Below are 19,655 nucleotides of genomic sequence, written 5' to 3'. Positions count from 1 at the left end.
CACCGGGCCAGAAGCACGAATGGCTATCTCCCTGCCCGGGCAAGGGCAGCGGAAAGGCCCAGCAACTGGGCAACGCCCTGAGTCCGGAACCGGTAACGCGGCTCCGGCGCACCGTCTGCGCTCTCGCGATCGAACAGATCGATCTCGCCTGTCAGGCCGTCCAGCGTGCGGGTGATGCCCTTGATGTCCGGCGAACCGGCCTCGGCCGCCACATCATGCACGCCAAACCACCCGTCCGGCGTGCCCGAGGCGCGCGAGGCAGCGATCAGCACATTCCAGGCGGCACGGACTTCTGCTCGCTGCAGGATCACCTGCACCCGACGCGGCAGCCCGGCGTTCCATTCGGCGAGAACGGCCTCCGTCCCGGCAATAACATCGGCCTCGCCGACGGTCTGCCGCTTCTCGTCGAGCGCCCGGCCAGCCGCGCGGTTGCCGAGCAGGCGAGCGAAATAGGGCGAACCGCCCGACATCCGGATGATCAGCGAGCGGGCGTCAGGCGCAAAGAGAAGGCCGGTCGCATCCTCCGCCCGGCGCAGGATCTCGCGAAGCTCCGGCTCGGCCATGGGCCCCACGGCCAGCCCGACGATGTTCCGCCGGATCGACGGGGTGAAACCGATCAGCTCGTCCAGATTCGATGCAACGCCGGTCAGCACCAGCTGCACACGGGCGGCGCGATCGGACAGATTCTTGATGAGTTCCGCCACATTCCGCCGGAACGCAGGATCGGAAACACGGTCATACTCGTCGAGGACCAGCAGAACGCGCGTCCCGACAATCTTCTGGAACAGGTCGGCAAGCTCGCGCGGATCGACATGACCGGGGTCGAGCAGGTCGGCGAAACTGCGATTATGCTCACCTTCGTCGGCGGTCGGGGAAACCCCGCTGTGATAGAGCAGCGGAATCTCCGACGCGAAGGTGCGGAACATGTCGTCGAACCGCGCCTCGACACCGCAGCTGCCATAGAGGACGAGATAATGGGCCTCACGAGCTGTCTCGGCAAACACATGCACCAGGCTGGTCTTGCCGATTCCCCGCTCTCCATAAAGCACCACATGCGCCCGCTGCTGCTCGATCGCCGCGATCAAGGCGCCCAGCACATCCTGCCGGCCGGCAAAGCGATCGCGAGACGTGACAGGCTGCGAGGCGGAAAGGGCGTCCGCCAGCGCCAGCCGTGCGCGTCCGGGGGATTGCTCCAGCATGCCCAGCGCCGCATCGCCGAGATCATCGGTGGCGGCCACGGCAAAGCGTGGAAGGCTGGGATCTGCCGGAGAATCGGGCTGATGCCTGCCTATGGTCGGGCGGCCGAGCCGTTCCAGGGCATCCCGTTCCTGCGGGCTCTTCTCGCGTCGAAAAATCATGCGATCAACTTCCACAGGCCGAACTGGCAGGGGCCAAGTCGGTGATGACGGGGCGGGAACTGGGGCAGGCACGGCACTCCGAACACCAGCAAACTCCGACCCTCCACGGCAGCTCCCGTCCCTTGTATTCCTCGCAGACCATACGATCCGTCAAGGCTCGCACGATCCGGCTCGAGCTTGCCTGTTGCCATGGCAGCCGCGCCGGCCATAGCCCATAACGACCGCATGTAACAATCTTTCGCCTTCATTTGACACGCCAATCTTTTGATTTGAGATAGGAGCATCGCTAAGGAAGCTGCAATGGTTCTTCGGTTTTGCCGCAAGGGGCGGTATGCCGCATGTGCGAAAGCGACTATTGCCGAGGCTCAGGGGTTAACGCTAAGCCGAAGCCGGGATGCGCACAGGCGAGCTGCCCGGTGTATTCGGGCCGGGTTCTGGAGGAGGGTCGATCTGGTGGCATCGCGTTGGGCAGTGGGTGAAAGCGGCTTGAAGACACTCGCCGGAATTGGCCTGTTTGGAGCAGCTTTGGTCGGCCTGGCGCCGGCCGCTGCGCAGGTTGTCCCGCTGCCTCCGGTCATTCCCGGGCAGGTGGCATCCACTACGGCGCCCACGGGGGTTACCTCGGATCCCTATCGCGTCTTCGGCGATGATGCGCCGGTCTTTGCCGGGCTTGGTGTTCTGGGGGGGCTGGGGTTCCGGATATCGGGCAGCCTGATAACGGAATATAGCGATAACATTGCCCGCGTTTCCGGAGACGATGATGTCGGCGGCCGCTACACCAGCAAGGATGACTGGATTTTCCGCCCGACGGTCGCTGTCAACATGAGTCGCGATCTGGGGCGGCAGACGGTGTTCCTCAGTGGCAGCATCGGACGCCAGTATTTTGCCCGCAACACGATGCTGAATTCGAACAACCTGAATGTCGGCGGCGGCGCGTCGCTCTCGCTGGGCAACCGTTGCGGCGGCAATTTGAAGGCGGGATACAGCAATCGCGGCACGCAGCTGGGAACATTCGAGGAGGTGATTCCCTCCGAACAGGAGCGGGTGTCCCTTGGTGCCAGCGCGACCTGCCGGACGCCCGGAGGGCTCTCCGGCAGTCTTTCCTATGGCTATAGCAATGCGACTAACCACACCCATGACCCGTTGAACGAGGTCGATCGCAGCTTTGCCAATGTCAATTCCAATCACTTTGGCGCCAACATCGGTTATGCGGTCGGCGCGCGCGGCCAGGTGGGCCTGCAGGGCAGTTGGAGCAAGAACAGATACCCCAATCAGCTGTTGCCGACGGGTGGCAGCAACCGCAACGAAATCGTGTCGGGCAGCGTATTCGCCGCCTATCGGGTCGGCTCGTCCCTCAGCGCCAGCGGGTCGGTCGGTAAATCGGAAGTGCGCACGAATGTGCCCGGTTCCTCGGCATTTTCCGGAACGACCTGGAACGTGTCGATGAACTATTCCGGCCCGCGGATCGGTGCGGGCATTTCCACCGGCCGCAGTGTCAGCGGCGGTGCAGGCGGTTCTGCCAACTATTCCATCGGCACATTCTTCAACACGTCGGTAAACTATCGCTTGAACGACCGTATGTCCGTTGCAGGCGGGATCGCCACCTCCAACTCCGACTATCGGGGGCTGGAACAGTTGCCCGAGACCGAGGCCGTAAGATCCTCCAAGTCGCGGAGATACTTTGTCGGGGCGGACTACAGCATGAGCAAGATATTCTCGTTCAGCCTGGACCTTAACCATCAAAAGCGTTCGTCGGATCCCAGCGGATACAGCTATGATGAGAACAGTATCCTCCTCGGCATCCGGGCGCGATTCTGATGCGTTCGATGTCGGGTAAACATTTTGGAGTGGCAGGAATGGCAGCCATGATCGACAGGTTTTGCACTACCGCTATGCGCCTCGGCGCAACGCCCTTTCGCACCCTGCTGGCGGGGATGGCCGCAGCGCTGTTCTCGCTCTGCGGCGTGCCTGCGGCTGCGCAAAACGGTTCTCCGGCCTATATTCTCGGCCCCAACGACGCCATAACCGTGGTGGTGTATGGCCAGAGCGAGTTCAATGTTCAGACGCGTGTGAAGCCGGATGGGTCCATCGTGATGCCCCTGATCGGCAAGGTTCAGGCACAGGGCAAGACTGTGATCACGCTGGCAGATGAGATCACGCGCCGGCTGGAGGCGGGCAACTATCTCAAGGATCCGATCGTCAATATCGAGGTCAGCCAGTACAACAGCCGCTACGTTCGCGTCGCCGGCAAGGTTGGCAGCCCGGGTCTCGTGCCTCTCGATCGCTCGAACCGCCTGCTCGACGTCTTGCTGATGTCGGGATGGGTGCAGGATGCCGGCTCTGAATTCATCACCATCCGCAAGGCCGACGGCAAGGATCTCCGCATCAATTCGAAGGAGCTGGCGCGCGGCACAACCTCGGATGTGACGCTGGATGCCGGTGACACGATCTATGTGGCGGATGCCGAACTGGTATATCTTACCGGAGCTGTCGCACGGCCCGGGACCTATCCGTTGAAGACGGGCATGACCGTTTCCGAACTGCTCGCGACCGCCGGCGGGGTTGGCCCCACCGGTTCTTCCGGCAAGGTCGGCCTGAAACGTGGGACTGGCAAGGAAACCGATGCCGACCAGCAGACGAAGCTGGAGGCTGGCGACATCATCAATGTCCGCGAGCGGCTGTTCTAGGAGCACCCCGAGATGAGTATCATCCAGTTCCTGCGAATCCTCCTGGCAAGGTGGAAACTGATCCTTGCCGCCACCCTGGCCTGCATGGTCGTTGCGACGACGATCGCCATGCTCCTGCCTAAGCGGTATCCGGCCACGGCGCGCGTCCTTCTGGACATCAAGTCCGACCCGGTTACCGGCGAAGCACTGGGCGGCCGCAACGACCGCGGCTATCTCGGCACGCAGATGCTCGTCATCCGCGACATGCGGGTGGCAGGGGCCGTGGTCGACAAGCTTGGACTTGCCAACGATCCGGCAATGATCGCGGCCTACGAAGCCTCTGGCCGGACAGCGGCGGATGGCGGGATCCGGGCATGGCTGGGCCAGCAGATCATCGACAATACCGAATCCGGCATGGTCTCAGGTTCGAACATCCTGGAGATCCGCTACCAGGCCGACAATCCGGATCGGGCAAAGGCCATCGTCGCCCTTATTCGCGAAGCCTATATCGACGAATCCCTCCGCCTGCGTACCGACCGCGCCGGCCGGACGGGGGACTGGTTCCGGGAGCAGACCGACAAGTCGCGGGAGGCCCTGTCAACCGCAGAGCGCGATCTGTCGGCCTTCATGGTCAAGAACAACATCATTCTGGTGGGCGGGGTCGATAGCGAATCCGCGAAGCTTTCTGCATTGCAGGCCGCGCTGCAGCAGGCGCAAGGGGCGCAAAGCGCCACCGACGCGGCGGTCACTGTTCGGCTTGCCAGCGATCCGGTTGCTGACCAGCTGCAGGTGCAGCTTGCCAGCATCGAGGACGAACTCGCATTGGCGGGGGCCCGCCTCGGGCCGGAACACCCTACCTACAAATCGATACTTGCACGCCGGAATACGTTGCAGCGGCAGATCAACATTGCCCGCTCGAAGTCGGCGGCCGGGGTGTCGGCGCAATCCGGTGCGGTTCGCCAGTCGATCGGTGAGTTGGAAAAGCAGGTCGCAGCGCAATCCAAACTCGTGCTGGATCGCAAGCCCGTCCTCGACGAGCTTTTCAGGCTGAGCCGGGAAGTGGATCTCAAGCGGCAGCAATATGAAGCAGCCCTTGCCCGGACCGACCAGCTGCGGCTGCAGGCTGACCAATCCGAAGCCGGCCTGGTGGTCATGGGCGATCCGCAGGCGTCGCGCTCGCCCTCCTATCCCAAGGTGAACCTGATCGTGGCACTTTCGGCCCTGTTCGGTTTCGGTTTGGGCGTACTGGCGGCGCTCATTGCCGAATTCATAGCCCGCCGGGTGCGCGGCCATGAGGATCTTTCCTTCGCTTCCGGCGTGCCGGTGCTCGTTACCGTGGGTGCAGCGGCGCCGTCGCCGCTGCGTCAGCGCATCCAGAAACTACTTGGCCGTCGAGACCCCGATGCGGGCGACGGCGAATTGCAGGCGATCTGATCCATGAACGACATCGAGACCAGCCAGCGCCTCGCTGCCGCCGATACCGGGGCGACGGATTCGCTTTTGCAGACCGGCGCCCTCACCGACGAGCAGGCGCGTGTGGTCAGCGAATACCAGGCAAAGACGGGGCTGCCTTTCGATGAGGCAGCCGTGGCACTGTCCCTAGCCACCGAGGGCGATGTCGCAGTCGCCCGCCGTGCCGTTCAGGGCAGCCTCGCTCTCCAGCTGGCACCGTCGGCCGCCCTTTCGGACGAGCTTATCGTGCTGTCCGATCCGGCGAGCCCGCGGGCCGAAGCCATGCGGCTGCTCAGAACGCAGATCATTGCCCAGCATGTCGGTGCCGGCAGGCGCGCCTTTGCCGTAACCGGCGCAACGGACGGCTCCGGTGCGACCTATATCGCCGCCAACCTTGCAGCTGCACTCTCCCAGGTCGGCATAAAGACCCTGCTGGTCGACGCCAACCTCCGCAACCCGCGCGTCGACGCCGTCTTCGGCATTGATCCCAATGGTCCTGGCCTGTCTTCCTATCTGTCGCTCGATGTGAACCGACCCGAGCGGGTGGTGTACCAGAACGTCCTGCCGAACCTGTCGGTGGTGCCGGCGGGCCCGCCGGTCGCGCGCCCGCAGGAACTGCTGTCGGGTGCCCGCTTCCGTACCGGCGTCGATATCCTGCTGCGACAGCATGACGTGGCGCTGTTCGACACGCCTGCCACCAACGAGAATGCCGATGCCCTGACGGTGGCGGGTGTTCTGGGCTATGCCCTGGTCGTCGCCCGGCGCAATCACAGCTTCATCAAGGATGTACAGGTATTGTCCGCGCAGCTCGCTGCATCGCGTGCGACGGTCATTGGCTCCGTCCTCAACGAGTATGACTGAAGCTTCAGCTTGAGGTCCGGGAGTTCTGGGGAATGACCGTAACCATGCCAATCGCCAAGACAGGGTGGCTGGATCATGCCCGGCGCTATCCGGTGCTCACCATCGCCTTGCTGGTGACGGTGCTTCCAACCCTGTACGCCATGGCGACGCAGAGCTGGACCCAGGAATCCGGCGTGCACGGGCCTCTCGTGCTTGCCACGGCCGTATGGCTTGTCTGGCGCAATTGGGACGAGATCATCGCCGAAGCACGCCCAGGCAACATGGCGCTGGCGGTTCCCGTCCTGCTGCTGGGCTGCATCCTCTACACCTTCGGCCGCGCCTTCAACTTCCTCATCATAGAGGTTGGCGCCTTGCTGCTGGCACTGCTGGCGGTCGCCTACGCCTTTGTCGGGCACAAGGTGTTGATGAAACTGTGGTTCCCGATCGTGTATCTGCTCTTCCTGGTGCCGCTGCCGGGCTGGCTCATGGACAGCATAACCCAGCCGCTGAAGATACTGGTTTCCGACATCGTCACCACCCTGCTATCGGCTTTGGGATATCCGATCGCACAGGTGGGCGTGACACTCTACATCGCCCAGTATCAGCTGCTGGTGGAGGATGCCTGCGCGGGCCTCAATTCGCTGATCAGCCTCACAGCGGTCGGCCTGTTCTACATCTACCTGATGCACAATGCCTCGTGGCGCTATTCCTTGCTGCTGCTGATGTTCCTGCTGCCGATCGCCATTGCCGCAAACGTGGTGCGCGTGGTGATTCTGGTGTTGCTCACCTATTATGCGGGGAACGAGGTGGCACAGGGCTATCTGCACGATTTCGCCGGCATCGTGACCTTCGTCTCGGCGCTGCTGCTGATCTTCCTCCTGGACAAGATCCTGTCGCCCATCCGGCGCCACCTGACGCGTGAAGATACGGAGAAATCCCTTGATACGGCGGCGTGAACTTGTTCTGGGGCTGCCGCTGATCGCGGCTGCGGGCGGGGCTTTCGCGCTGACGCCGCGCAATCGTCTCAACCTGCTTGGTGACAAGAAACTGGAAGAGGCAGTGCCGCTCACCATCGGAAGCTGGCACGTAACCCCCTCCAACGCCGTCATTCTGCCGGAGGCGCAGGAAGGCACGCTTTCCGCCCAGCTCTACGACCAGACCGTAAGCCGTCTCTACCTGTCCAGCACGGAACTGCCGGTGATGATGGTCATTGCCTATGGCAGTACGCAGTCGGATCAACTCCAGCTGCACCGCCCGGAAGTTTGCTACACGGCGGTCGGCTTCGAGATCAGCAGGGCAGAGCGGGTGGAAATTCCGGTTGCGCCACCTTCCGTCCTGCCCGCGCGCGAACTGGTGGCCACCAGCAACGATCGCACGGAGCCGATCCTGTACTGGACGCGCATCGGTGACTATCTGCCGGCTTCATCCGGCGAACAGCGGCTGATGAAGCTGCGCAACGAACTGGCCGGAAACATCGCCGATGGCGTGCTGGTCCGGCTGTCCACCGTGGGAGATCCCAGCGCCGGAACTTTCGAATCCCTGCAGCGTTTCGCCAAGGAAATGCTGGACGCTACCGCCCCGGCCGCCCTGCCGGCGCTCGTCGGTCGCCCGCTCGCAGCTGCTATCAAGGGTCGGACATGAAGGCAGGTAGGCAGCAATGGGGGCGTGAAAGCGGCGATGCCGGCGGCCGCGCCGTCAGCCCAGCCTTGCCGTCCTTGCTATTCCCCTTCCTTGCCGAAGGGCTTCAGGAAATATTGGATGAAAGCCAGGATCGCCGCAATTCCGCCAATGGAAACAACGTGCAGCAGCATATTGCTGTCGTCGATGGCCTTGTTGCCGACCTGGTTGATTACCGCACAGGCGACCGAGGCCGCGAAATAGGGCCACATCTGATCGCGCTGCGGGCCAACGGAGCGCTGCAGGAACAAGACGATCAGTCCTGCAAAGATCCCCACCGTAACCCAGTCGTAAACAGTTTCCATACGCCACCACTCCCCCTCCGGAATCCGGCGTCCGCTACACTGCCGGCGGGGCAGAGCCTTGCATGGGTATTCGGCCATTCGCAAGATGCCGAAGATGATGAACGGCGCTTGCGCCGTCGATTTGGCCGGCTGGCGGCATGAACGACATGGACGGCAGGGGCAGGCCGCAGGCCGCGGGCGAGGTAGGGCACGGGCATACCACCGTGCCGATCGATCTTGTCGTGTTTGCGGTCAGGGTCGTCGAATTCCTCACCGTCATCCTGGCTGGCGTGGTTTCGCTTTCCTTGTGGGCAGAGATCGTCGGCGCCGGGCATGCCGCCATCTACGGCCGTTCGATGCTCGCCGGTGCACTGATCTTTGCGCTCGTTGCCGAGATCATGGGCACCTACGACGTGGATTCGCATTTCTCGCTGCGCGTCGCATGGCAAAGGGTGCTGGCGTCGTGGGTGGTAACCGGGCTGTTCCTGGTCACCATCGGCTTCCTGCTGAAGGTCTCCGAAGATTTCTCGCGCGGCTGGGCACTGACCTGGTTCGTAACGGCAGCCGTGATGCTGGCCGGTTCCCGCGCGGCGATGACCTTGTGGATCCGACGGCTGAAAGGGCAGGGCATCTTCAACAGCCGCGTGGCGATCTATGGCGCCGCAGCACAAGGCCAGAAGCTGGCGCACTATATCCGCGGCAACAGCAAGCTGACGATCAGCCTGGTCGGCTTCTTCGACGACCGACGCGATGGCCGCGTCCCGGTTATCGTCGACGATCTGCCGGTGTTCGGAACATCCGAGGATCTTGTCGCCATGATCCGCGACGGGCTGATCGATCAGGTTATCGTGGCGCTCCCATGGTCTGCAGAGGCGCGAATCCAGCAGGTCGTGCAGAAGCTGGCGCTGACGCCGGTTCGGATCCGGCTGGCGCCCGATCTCGCAAACTTCGCCTTCGCCCATCGCCCGCTGGTGCTGCTGGGCGATATGCCGGTGATCACGCTGTTCGAGCGGCCGATTTCCGGCACCGACGCCATCGTGAAACGCGCCGAGGACCTGCTCTTCACCGGCATCATCCTGTTCTTCATCTGGCCGGTCATGCTGCTGGCGGCAATCGCTGTGAAGCTCGATTCACCGGGCCCCATCTTCTTCCGGCAGCCGCGCGAGGGGTTCAATAACCAGCGATTCGACGTGCTGAAATTCCGTTCGATGACCCACGAAATGGGGCAGACCGACGGAATCCAACAGGCCACCCGTGACGACAAGCGCGTCACGCGCGTCGGCAGGATCATCCGCGCAACCTCGATCGACGAACTGCCGCAGCTGTTCAACGTCATGAAGGGCGACATGTCGCTGGTGGGGCCGCGGCCGCACGCACCGTCCACCCGGGCGGCAGGCCGGCTCTTCAACGAGGTCGTGCAGACCTACGCCGCTCGACACAAGGTAAAGCCCGGCATCACCGGTTGGGCGCAGGTGTGCGGCTGGCGCGGCGAGACGGACACCGAGGACAAGCTGGTGAAGCGCCTCGAATATGACCTCTACTATATCGAGAACTGGTCGGTGCCGTTCGACATTTACATCCTGCTGCGCACGGTGCTCGCCGTGCTTTTCCCAAAGAACGCCTTTTAGGCCTTCAACTTCGCATAGGCCGCCAGCGCCCGCTCTCTGGCGAACCCATGCGCGATGATCGGCGGCGGATAGCCGTTCGGGCCGTCGGGAAACGGCCCATGCATGGCGCCGTCCTCAAACCCGGCAAGCTCTGGCACCCAGCGGCGAATATAGCCCGCCGCATCGAACTTCGCGCTTTGCCGCAGTGGCGCGAAAATCCGGAAGTAGGGCGCGCTGTCCACGCCCGAGCCCATCACCCACTGCCAGCCCATGCCATTGTTGGCGAGGTCGGCATCCACCAGCGTGTCCCAGAACCAGCGCTCGCCATGTCGCCAGTCGATCAGCAGATGCTTGGCAAGGAAGCTGGCCGCCACCATCCGCACCCGGTTGTGCATCCACCCCGTCTCCCAAAGCTGGCGCATCCCGGCATCGACCAGCGGATAGCCAGTCCGCCCGCACTGCCAGGCCGCCAGCTGCGCGGCGCCCTCCTTGCTCGTCACCTCCGTCCACGGCATCCGCTCGAACTCGTCGCGATGGGCGCGGCTCGCCGTGTCCGGAAACTGCCCCAGCGTCTCCTGCGCAAAATCGCGCCACGCCAGCTGGCGAAGCCAGGCCTCCGCATCTGGCCCGGCATGGGCAAGCGCTGCATGCCAGGCCTGGGCCGGCGAGATCTCTCCGAAATGCAGGTGCGGCGACAGGCGGGATGTCCCCTCCTGCGAGGGAAAATCCCGGGCAACGGCATATCCGCGCAGCCGAGGCAGAAAATCCTCCAGCATGCCCAGCGCCCCGGCTTCGCCCGGGGTCCAGTCGCCAAACCCCGACGCCCAGTTCGGATGCGATGGCAACAGTTCCCAGTCGGCCAGCGCTTCTCCGTCCGGCAGCGGCGCAAAAACCAGCTCCGCAGGTGCCGGAGCGGGCAGCGGCGGGTCACCCCATTCGTTCAACGCCCGCCAAAAGGGCGTGAAGACGCGAAACCTTCCACCTGTCTTCGTGTGCAAAAGCCCGGGCGGAACAAGAGTCTGCCCAAGGTGGAGCTGAAGCCGCGGGACCTCCGCCTCAAGGCCCGGCCACCAGGGCTCGGCCTGCTGGATAGCATGGACGGCGCCGGCGCCGATTCGCTCGGCAAGCTGCGCCAGCAGCGCCGCCGCCCGCCCCCGCAACAGCAACAGCCGCCCGCCGCGCTTCCGCAAGCTGGCATCCAGCGCCGAAAGGCTATGGTGCAGCCACCAGCGGGATGCGCCGCCCATGGGCCGGATATCCGGCGATTCCTCGTCCAGCACAAACACCGGAACGATCGGCCCCGCCTCCGCCGCAGCCCGCAAAGCCGCCTGATCCGAAAGGCGAAGGTCGTTGCGAAACCAGACGATCTGTGGTGCAGCCATCCCGCCTGTCTGGACTACCAGTTCGGGTTCGTCATCCCCAGCCGATCGAGGAAGGCCGAGCCGAAGACATATTCCGTCTCCCGCCCCAAAAGCTCGGTGCGCGCCGCAATCCAGCTTTCCAGATCGGCGCCATAGCTGTCCCGCACGCTGGCGGCCGTCAGCTCGTTCATCTTGCCCCAATGCTCGGCATTCGGGATCCCCGCGGCGCGGATATCCAGCAGCACGGCGCGCATCGCCGCCCGTGCCCTGTCGGAATTCAGGCCGTCCAGATCGAGGATGCAGGTGCGTGGATGCCGCACAAATGCAAGCAATCCCGGTGATTTCACCCCATAGCGGCAGGCGAAGGCCAGCGGTGCCTTCCCCGTCCGTGCCAGCGCCCGCTGCGCGATGTCCAGCGCTTCCAGCGACCGCTCCACCGGCACGGCAATGGAGGCGCCCGCAGTCCCCGCACGCGGCGTGGTGAAGTTGAAACTCTGCCCCCAGCTCCCTGTCTTTCCCAGCATGGGCTTCAGCTGATCCTGCAGCACCAGCTTTGTGATGGGCGGCGTCAGACCGGGCGCGGCATCCAGGATGTTGGCCACGACAACACCCAGATTATAGCCCGGCGCCCGCTTGTTGGTGAGATCATAGCTAAGCGCGTGGCCCGGATCCCAGGGCCGCTCATAGCCGGCGGTCACATAGGCAAAGCCCTTGTCGATATGGCTGTTGACGACCGACTGGAAGAAATAGGGCCGCCCACCCGCCACATCCGGCCCCGGCAGGTCGACGCTGTCAAAGCCGCCGCCGGTCATCGCCCTGCGCACGCCATCGCTGAACGGAATGCGCTGCCGCCAGCTTTCCAGCAGGAAGATCGGGCGCGTCTCGATCAGCACGCTGTGCACGACACCGAACGCGCCCAGCCCCACCAGAGCCGCCGCAAACAGGCGGTCGTCGCGCACCACGGTCGCCCCCATCGCATCCGCCATGCGCCCGTCGGTGACCGGACGGCTGGCAGGTTCGATCCACAGGTTCAGGTCGGGCGAGGGGATCAGCTGGAAGCCGACGATCTGGCTCTGGATGGCGGGCAGGTCCACCGCCGATCCGTGCGTGCCGGTGGACATCGCGCCGGCAAAGGTTTGCCCGTTGGAGGCGCCGCTGGTGCGCAAAGACCTTCCGCGTGCCTCCACGAACCGATTGAACGCCCCCACGGCAACGCCCATCTGCGCCAGGAAAAACCCCGTCCGGTCGCCGGCAAATTCCGCCACCACATGCGTTTCCGGCAGCGGGAAGATCCAGTTGGCGTAGCCGGTCGCCAGGCACCAGCCGCCCGGCACCGCAGGCGCTTCCGAAAACGACCAGGCCGCTCCCTGCGCCCGAAGCCGCCGCCGCTCGGCAATGGCGCGTCCGATCAGCTTCTGGATCTCCGCTGCCGTCTCCTTCATCCCCGCCAGCGAGGCCGCACCCGAGCCGTTCAGAATCTCGAAGCGCCCGGCAATGGGCACATCCCGCACAGACAGGTGCCAGTTGGTCCAGCGCTGCTCGTCATGGAAGATCGTTCGGGCCATCAAAACGCCTCCAGTTTAGGAGTTCACGTCCTACGGGTCGATCTTTCCCTCGCCGAGCGGCGCTTTCGAGCAACGATATTCGATCGTCGCCGGCTGCCACGCCCCCAGTGTCAGCACCGTCGCCAGCGATTGGCCGAGCGACGTCCGCACCCGCACTTCGGCCAGCAGATTGGTCGGGCACAGGCTGGCAACGGTCTGCTGCTCGAATGCCCCCCAGCCAAACGCCGAGGAGTGAATGCGGTGATAGCTCTGGTCGGCCGGATCGGGCACCGGAACGGTAAGCCGGTGATAGGCACAGCCGCTGAGTGCAAGGCTGGCCGCAAGCACGACAGCATGGCGCATCGAACCGCCTCCCCATTGCACCCGGCGAAAAGAATGCGCTTCCGTTAACGATTTGGCAAGCAAGCAGAGTTCGCCTATCGGGCGGCCATGCCCGCACTTGCTTACGCCCATGGCCGCTATCTCCCCGTCAGCGACGCTGCTGTGTCGGTGGAGGACAGGGGCTTCCAGTTCGCCGATGGCATCTATGAAGTGATCGCTTTCCTGAACGGTCGCTTCCTCGACTGGGACAAGCATCTCTGGCGGCTGCGGCGGGGCCTCGCCGCCCTCCATATCGAAGGGCTGGCAGCAGATCGGGCGCTCTCGGCCATCGCAGGCCGTCTCGTGCACAGAAGCCGCTTCGCCGACGGCCTCCTCTATATCCAGGTCACGCGCGGTGCCGGAAAACGCGATCACGGCTTCCCGGCCGGCATCGAGCCGACGCTGGTGATGACCGTCCGCCGCTTCGATATCCGCCAGCGCCTGCCCCAGCTCGATACGGGCGTCGCCGCGATCAGCCTGCCCGATCAGCGCTGGGACCGTTGCGACCTGAAGACGACGGGCCTGCTGCCCGCGGTGCTGGCAAAGCAGGAAGCCAGGCTGGCCGGCGCCTTCGAGGCGGTGTTTGTGAAAGACGGCCACGTCACCGAAGGCGGCTCCACCAACATCTACATGGTCGACTCCGCCGGAGCGATCGTTACCCACCCGATTTCAGCCCGGATCCTGCCGGGGATCGCGCGCGACACCCTGCTCGGCCTCGCCCGCGAGGCGCAGATGACGGTGGTGGAGCGCCCCTTCACGCTGGAAGAAGCCCGCGCCGCGCCGGAACTGTTCCTCACCTCGACGACGGCGCCGATCCTCCCCATCGTCCGGCTGGATTCGGCGCCCATCGGTAGCGGCAGCCCCGGCCCGATCTCGGCTCGGCTCGGCGCGCTCGTCTGGGCGGAGGTGCGCCGGCAGACCGGCTGGTCAGGATGAGTCGCCGCATGGGCGGCCAACAGCTTGTGCAATCGCACCAGCCCACGATACAGTGCTGAAATGCATTCGCACAGCATCCGTATCGACCCTGCCGACATCGACTTCATGGGCCATGTCAACAACGCAGTCTATCTGCGCTGGGTGCAGGATGCCGTGATCGACTATTGGCAGCGGATCGCGCCGAGCGAAGCCGTCGCCCGGCACCTCTGGGTGGCCCTGAAGCACGAAATTACCTACCGCGCCCCTGCCTTCCTCGACGATGAAGTGCTGGCCGAAGTGCTCGCCACCGGCGTCCAGGGCTCCCGCGCCTTCTTCACCACGCTCATCCAGCGTGGAGACACCGTGCTCGCCGAGGTGAAATCCAGCTGGTGCTGCATCGACACCGACACGCGGCGCCCCGCCCGCATCGCGCGCGATCTCGCTGCCCGCTTCCTCCCCTGATCAGCGCGCCCGCAACCCGTCCGTCACCAGCTTGTTCGCCTGCGCCGCAATGTCGGCCATGTCCTCGCCATTCCCCCACACGCCATAGCGCAGGCCCAGGAACACGTTCATTCCGGCAATCGCCCAGGCTTCCACTTCCCCCACATCCGGCCGCATTTCTCCCTGCTCTGCGCCCGCCTGCAGGCGGGCGGCAATACGCGCAACCGTAGTCTTGTAATGCTCTGAATAGGCATCGGGCGCGACGAACTCCGCTTCGTCGATGATGCGGTAGATCAGCTGGTGCCGGGTCACGAAATCCAGATAGCTCTCCAGCGCCGCATGTTCCCGCGCCAGCGCATCGGGGGCTGCCAGCACATGCGGGGTCACATGCGATTTCACCTGCGCCGACATGTCGGTGACCAGAGCACGGAACACCTCCTCCTTGCTGGCGAAATAGGTGTAGAAGCTGCCCAGCGCGACGCCCGCCCGGCGGGTGATGTCGGTGATCCCGGTGGCGTGGAAACCACGCGCCCCGAATTCCTGCGCCGCCGCATCCAGAAGGCCCCTCAGCGTCCGCCGACCCCGCTCGGTCTTGGGCGCCGGCACGGCAGTGGTGTCGCCGCCCGGCCTCGTACTGGCCGATTGTGTCCTGGATGCATCGCTCAACGTCTTTCTCCCAGCCCCTGTGAACCTGATTCAGCTTTCAAGTTGAATCTTGATTCATGTTTCAGTAAGCCAGTAGGCAACTGAACCGCAAGCCTGAAACGGGAAGCGGCAAATCACAATGGCGTATCCACGCGCCAGACCCTTGGGAGACAGATATGCATTTCAGACAACTTTCGCTGATCGCCCTCGCTGCTGGCATCGCCTTCCCGGCAATCGCGCAGGACGCCCCGGTCGTCTCCGAGGAAGAGCGGGTGTCTGACGACATCATCGTGTCCGCCCGCCGCCGCGACGAATCGCTGATGGAAGTGCCGATCGCGGTTTCGGTCTTCTCCGGCGATACGCTGGCTGCACAGGGCGCGCCCGACATCACCGCGCTGCAGCGGCAGGCGCCCAACCTCACCCTGCAGGTCGCGCGCGGCTCCAACTCCACGCTCATCGCCTTCATCCGCGGCGTGGGCCAGCAGGATCCCCTCTGGGGCTTCGAGCCCGGCGTCGGCCTCTATGTCGACGACGTCTATATCGCCCGCCCGCAGGGCGCCGTGCTGGACATCTTCGAAGTGGAGCGCGTGGAAATCCTGCGCGGCCCGCAAGGCACGCTCTATGGCCGCAACACCATCGGCGGCGCCGTGAAATATGTCACCAAGAAGCTCGGGGATGAATTCCGCGGCTCCGTTCGCGGCGCCTACGGCAGCTATAATCAGATCGACCTGTCGGGCACGGTCGCCGTTCCGCTGGGGCAGAATTTTGCCGTCGGCGGCGCCTTCCTCTGGTCGCAGCGCGACGGCTACGGCGAGAATCTGACCACCGGCGTCGACCAGTATGACAAGGACGTCGTGGCCGGCCGCCTCTCGGCAGAATTCGACAACGGCGACATCTTCATCCGCGTTGCCGGCGACCGCACCGAAGACCGCTCCAACCCCCGCCACGGCACCCGCCTGCAGGGCAATCTCGGCCTTCCCGCCTTCGAACCCACCAAGAGCGTCTATGACACCCGCGCCGGCATCGGCGATGACAACTATGTCTGGACACAGGGGGTCAGCCTGACGGGCGAATTCGCCCTCAGCGATGCGTTCACGCTGAAGTCCATCACCGCCTATCGCGACGGCCGCACCGATACGCTGATCGACTTCGACAACACCCCCGGCCCGGTGCTGGATATCCCCGCCTACTACGCCGACAACCAGTTCACCCAGGAAGTGCAGCTACTGTATGAAGGCGAGCGCCTGCAGGGCGTTGTCGGTGCCTATTATCTGGACGGCCATGCCGAAGGCGCCTTCGACACTGTCGTGGGCGGCGCCAACCTCACTACCTACACCGGCGGCCAGGTCGATACGAAGTCGATCGCCTTCTTCGGCGACCTGTCGTTCGACGTCACCGACAAGCTGAGGATCTCGGCCGGCCTGCGCTGGACGCAGGACAAGAAGGAAGCGACCGTCCTGCGCGAGGACTATCTCGGCATCCGCTCGCCCTATTTCGGCAATCCGAACGCGATCTTCTTCCGCACCCGCACCGATTACACCAACGATGCAACCTTCGATAAGCTGACGCCGCGGATCTCGATCAGCTACCAGCCCAACGAAGACCTGAACCTCTATGCCAGCTATGGGCAGGGCTTCAAATCGGGCGGCTTCGACATGCGCGGCGACGCGATCTTCACCCCCAACACCGTCAACGGCTACAAGCCGGAAACGATCGACAGCTGGGAAGTGGGCATGAAGGGCGCGTTCCTCGATCGCAGCCTCTTCCTCAACCTCGCCGGCTTCTATTCGAACTACAAGGACCAGCAGGTAACGGTGCAGGCGCCGTCGGGGGCCACCGTCGTCTCGGTGGTGGACAATGCCGGCAAGGCCGTCATCTATGGCTTCGAGGCCGAGCTCCGGGCCGTTCCCACCGACAATCTGCAGTTCGTGGCGGCGTTCGGCTATATCAACGCCGACTACAAGGAGTTCCTCACCTACATTGCCGGCGGCAACGAGCCGGTCGACGTGTCGGATCAGCGCTCCTTCCAGAACACGCCCGAGTTTGTCATCAACGCCAACCTGACCTGGTCGATAGATGTCGGTGGCGGCCGGCTCGGCTTCACGCCGGCAGTCGCGCTGCGGTCGGCCCAGCAGATGTTCGAGTTCGCCTCGCCACTGGATCAGGGCGCAACCGTTCTGGTAGATGCATCGCTGAACTGGACCTCCGATAACGACCGCGTCACCGTCGGCCTGCATAGCCGCAACCTCACCGACGAGCGCTACCGCGTCGGCGGATACAATTTCCCCGGCGCCCTGCTGGGCAACAGCATCATCGGCTATTACGGACCGCCGCGCACCTTCGCGATCACTGGCGAATACCGCTTCTGAAGAAGCGAGCATGATCGGGGAGGGGAGAGCGGCTGTTCTCCCCTCCCTCGGATTCATCGGCAGTTCAAATTTCACCCGCCTCCCCGACTCGGAATTACCCCGGATTTCGGCGCCGGCAGCCTGCTGCGCAATCTGCCGCACCCTGCTAACATATTGTTGGAAAACGGCATTAACGATTTGGTCGCTGACATGTCGCGGAATGCAGTTGCCAAATGCAATCGTTCGGTTACCAATCTGCACAGGGGTTAAGCTTAATTAGGGGCATCTCATGAAGAACAAAGTGCTTGCGCTTGCCGCAGTTGCGTCTGCGGTCGTCGGATTTCACGGCGTCGCCAACGCCAAGGGAAACATCGTTTCCGGTATCCGGGACGGTCTGCAGTGGACTGCCCAGAACGCCATCGTCGGGATGACGCCTACATCCGACGGAATCACCGGGGTCGGCGGCGGCAATCCGCTGTTCTTCCCCAGCTCCAACAAGTCGGGCGTCGTAGCCCTCATCATGGATTATGGTCCGGGCGGGCGCTTCATCTGCAGCGGCTCGCTGGTCAGCTCGCGCTCCATCGTCACCGCCGGCCACTGCGTCAGCGACGGCGCCGGCACGCCCAATCCGCTCAAGACAACCGCCTATTTCTTCACCGGTAACCCGAACGAGCGTACGCCGTTCAGCGTGAATGCCGTCGCCATCGACGTCACCGATTATTTCGTGAACCCGAGCTACACCGGCGAAGTCATCGATCAGAACGACATCGCGGTGCTGCGCCTCGCCTCCAATGCGCCGTCCGCCTTCGAGCGCTATGGCCTCTATACCGGGGGTGACCTCACCGGCTCCGGCTTCAACGTCGCGGGCTATGGTGGACGCTCCACCGTGGGCGGCGCACTTGGCTCCAACTCGCAGACGGGCTGGCTGCGCGAGGGCGACAACATCTACGACTACGCCTGGGGCGACGCTGCGTTCGGCGGCTTCTTCACCGACGTTGTCGCCGGCGAGAATTTCTTCGGCACGGCCGAGATCGACAAGTCCTTTGTCTCGGATCTCGATAACGGCACGCTGAACAACGATATGGCCGGGCGCATTGGCTATGCCGTAACGGGCGGGTTGGAGTTCTTCCAGTTCGGCGTTGGTGCACGCGAAGTCGGTGTCGCCGGTGGCGATTCGGGCGGGCCGGGCTTCATCGATGGCAAGCTTGCCTCGGTCAACAGCTACGGACTCTCGTTCGGAACTGGCTTTGGCGACTGCCTCCCTGGCCTGCAGAGCAGCTGCGGTGAGTTTAGCGGCTATGTGCCGATCTACATCCACGACCAGTTCATCCGCAACAGCATGTGGGCGGGTGCCCCCATTCCAGAGGCCGGCACCTGGGCGATGATGATCGCCGGCTTCGGCCTGGTGGGTGGCATGGCGCGCCGCCGCCGGATGGATACCGCCAAGGCCTGATTTGCACGATTGACGCAAGGCGAGGGGCCGGCAGGGGAAACCTGCCGGCCCCTTTCCGTTGTGGGACTTGTTCTTGCGCGATCAGTCACTATTCCCGTTTCAGCGCAAGTCGCGCGGGCGAAAGGACGGCACGTGGGCGACGGACTGGAAACGGCGGTAGTGGCGGGTGGATGCTTCTGGTGCACCGAGGCGGTCTTCGACCGGCTGGAAGGCGTTCAGAGCGTGGAAAGCGGCTATACCGGCGGCCATGTCGCGCAGCCCAGCTACCGCCAGGTCTGCGGCGGCGACACCGGACATGCAGAGGCTGTGAAGATCGTGTTCGACCCGGCGAAAATCCCCTATGCCGACCTCCTCGACATCTTCTTCGCCACCCACGATCCTACCCAGCTGAACCGGCAGGGCAACGACGTAGGCCCGCAATACCGCTCCGCCGTCTTCCCGCAGAATGCCGCCCAGCAGGCAGAGGCGAAGGCCGCGATTGCCCGTGCGCAGGCGGATTTCGAGCAGCCGATCGTCACCACGATCGAACCCGCCGCCCCCTGGTACGAGGCCGAGGCCGAGCATCAGGAATATTTCGACCGAGTCGGTGACAATAATCCCTATTGCACCGCCGTAGTCAGCCCCAAGGTACGGAAATTCATGCAGAAATATGCGAGCCGTCTAAAGGGCTGAGGGCGCACATC

18 protein-coding genes are annotated in these 19,655 nt (G+C 64.0%); 12 read left to right on the top strand and 6 right to left on the bottom strand.

What is annotated here, in order from left to right:
* Window positions 1-23: 23 nt before the first annotated feature.
* A complete protein-coding gene (locus IM784_RS15210) occupies window positions 24-1,358 on the bottom strand; it encodes an AAA family ATPase (protein WP_199556206.1) in 1,335 nt (444 codons plus the stop codon).
* A gap of 300 nt (window positions 1,359-1,658) precedes the next feature.
* On the opposite strand from IM784_RS15210, the gene IM784_RS15205 reads away from it, so the two are divergent.
* Genes IM784_RS15205 through epsI form a run of 6 tightly spaced genes read left to right on the top strand, consistent with a single transcriptional unit; the run spans window position 1,659 to window position 7,957 of the window.
* Complete coding sequence (locus IM784_RS15205; protein WP_207791777.1) at window positions 1,659-3,176, top strand: MtrB/PioB family outer membrane beta-barrel protein; 1,518 nt, start codon at window positions 1,659-1,661, stop codon at window positions 3,174-3,176.
* Window positions 3,177-3,223: 47 nt separating this feature from the next.
* Window positions 3,224-4,045 carry a polysaccharide biosynthesis/export family protein gene (locus IM784_RS15200; protein WP_199556204.1) on the top strand — a complete coding sequence of 274 codons (822 nt, stop codon included), beginning with the start codon at window positions 3,224-3,226 and terminating at the stop codon, window positions 4,043-4,045.
* Window positions 4,046-4,057: 12 nt separating this feature from the next.
* A complete protein-coding gene (locus tag IM784_RS15195) occupies window positions 4,058-5,458 on the top strand; it encodes a GNVR domain-containing protein (protein WP_199556203.1) in 1,401 nt (466 codons plus the stop codon).
* Window positions 5,459-5,461: 3 nt separating this feature from the next.
* A complete protein-coding gene (locus IM784_RS15190; RefSeq protein WP_199556202.1) occupies window positions 5,462-6,337 on the top strand; it encodes a hypothetical protein in 876 nt (291 codons plus the stop codon).
* Between the two features lie 44 nt (window positions 6,338-6,381).
* A complete protein-coding gene (xrtV, locus tag IM784_RS15185) occupies window positions 6,382-7,272 on the top strand; it encodes an exosortase V (RefSeq protein ID WP_199556201.1) in 891 nt (296 codons plus the stop codon).
* Window positions 7,256-7,957: an exosortase-associated protein EpsI, V-type gene (epsI, locus tag IM784_RS15180; RefSeq protein WP_199556200.1), complete on the top strand. Its 702-nt coding sequence runs from the start codon at window positions 7,256-7,258 to the stop codon at window positions 7,955-7,957. Before xrtV ends, epsI begins: the two co-directional genes overlap by 17 nt.
* A 77-nt stretch (window positions 7,958-8,034) precedes the next feature.
* Here the strand turns inward: epsI and IM784_RS15175 are convergent, their stop codons facing one another.
* Window positions 8,035-8,298, bottom strand: coding sequence for an XrtV sorting system accessory protein (locus IM784_RS15175; RefSeq protein WP_199556199.1), 264 nt, complete (start codon window positions 8,296-8,298; stop codon window positions 8,035-8,037).
* Between the two features lie 137 nt (window positions 8,299-8,435).
* Here IM784_RS15175 and IM784_RS15170 point away from each other — a divergent pair, with 137 nt between their 5' ends.
* Window positions 8,436-9,905: an undecaprenyl-phosphate glucose phosphotransferase gene (locus tag IM784_RS15170; RefSeq protein ID WP_199556198.1), complete on the top strand. Its 1,470-nt coding sequence runs from the start codon at window positions 8,436-8,438 to the stop codon at window positions 9,903-9,905.
* Here IM784_RS15170 and IM784_RS15165 read toward each other — a convergent pair.
* The 3 genes from IM784_RS15165 to IM784_RS15155 are packed head-to-tail and all read right to left on the bottom strand — an operon-like array spanning window position 9,902 to window position 13,152.
* A complete protein-coding gene (locus IM784_RS15165; RefSeq protein ID WP_199556197.1) occupies window positions 9,902-11,266 on the bottom strand; it encodes a cryptochrome/photolyase family protein in 1,365 nt (454 codons plus the stop codon). The genes IM784_RS15170 and IM784_RS15165 overlap by 4 nt on opposite strands.
* A 14-nt stretch (window positions 11,267-11,280) precedes the next feature.
* Entirely contained in the window at window positions 11,281-12,810 is a 1,530-nt protein-coding gene (locus tag IM784_RS15160; protein WP_199556196.1) for an FAD-binding oxidoreductase, read from the bottom strand.
* A gap of 30 nt (window positions 12,811-12,840) precedes the next feature.
* Window positions 12,841-13,152: a hypothetical protein gene (locus IM784_RS15155; protein ID WP_199556195.1), complete on the bottom strand. Its 312-nt coding sequence runs from the start codon at window positions 13,150-13,152 to the stop codon at window positions 12,841-12,843.
* Window positions 13,153-13,239: 87 nt separating this feature from the next.
* Here IM784_RS15155 and IM784_RS15150 point away from each other — a divergent pair, with 87 nt between their 5' ends.
* Window positions 13,240-14,106: a D-amino-acid transaminase gene (locus IM784_RS15150; RefSeq protein ID WP_199556194.1), complete on the top strand. Its 867-nt coding sequence runs from the start codon at window positions 13,240-13,242 to the stop codon at window positions 14,104-14,106.
* A gap of 60 nt (window positions 14,107-14,166) precedes the next feature.
* Complete coding sequence (locus tag IM784_RS15145) at window positions 14,167-14,547, top strand: acyl-CoA thioesterase (protein ID WP_199556193.1); 381 nt, start codon at window positions 14,167-14,169, stop codon at window positions 14,545-14,547.
* Here IM784_RS15145 and IM784_RS15140 read toward each other — a convergent pair whose 3' ends face one another.
* Window positions 14,548-15,192, bottom strand: coding sequence for a TetR/AcrR family transcriptional regulator (locus tag IM784_RS15140; protein ID WP_199556192.1), 645 nt, complete (start codon window positions 15,190-15,192; stop codon window positions 14,548-14,550). It lies immediately after the preceding gene.
* 155 nt (window positions 15,193-15,347) lie between these two features.
* Here IM784_RS15140 and IM784_RS15135 point away from each other — a divergent pair, with 155 nt between their 5' ends.
* From IM784_RS15135 to msrA, 3 genes are all read left to right on the top strand, one after another.
* Entirely contained in the window at window positions 15,348-17,540 is a 2,193-nt protein-coding gene (locus IM784_RS15135) for a TonB-dependent receptor (protein ID WP_199556191.1), read from the top strand.
* 268 nt (window positions 17,541-17,808) lie between these two features.
* Complete coding sequence (locus IM784_RS15130; RefSeq protein ID WP_199556190.1) at window positions 17,809-18,972, top strand: trypsin-like serine protease; 1,164 nt, start codon at window positions 17,809-17,811, stop codon at window positions 18,970-18,972.
* A 132-nt stretch (window positions 18,973-19,104) separates the two neighbouring features.
* Complete coding sequence (gene msrA, locus IM784_RS15125) at window positions 19,105-19,644, top strand: peptide-methionine (S)-S-oxide reductase MsrA (protein ID WP_328799564.1); 540 nt, start codon at window positions 19,105-19,107, stop codon at window positions 19,642-19,644.
* Window positions 19,645-19,655 lie beyond the last annotated feature (11 nt).

Origin of the sequence: Sandaracinobacteroides hominis (assembly GCF_016464365.1) — a bacterium.
Taxonomy (GTDB): Bacteria; Pseudomonadota; Alphaproteobacteria; order Sphingomonadales; family Sphingomonadaceae; genus Sandaracinobacteroides; species Sandaracinobacteroides hominis.
The sequence above is the reverse complement of the archived record's forward strand: the minus strand, read 5'-3'. Positions and strand labels throughout refer to the sequence as shown.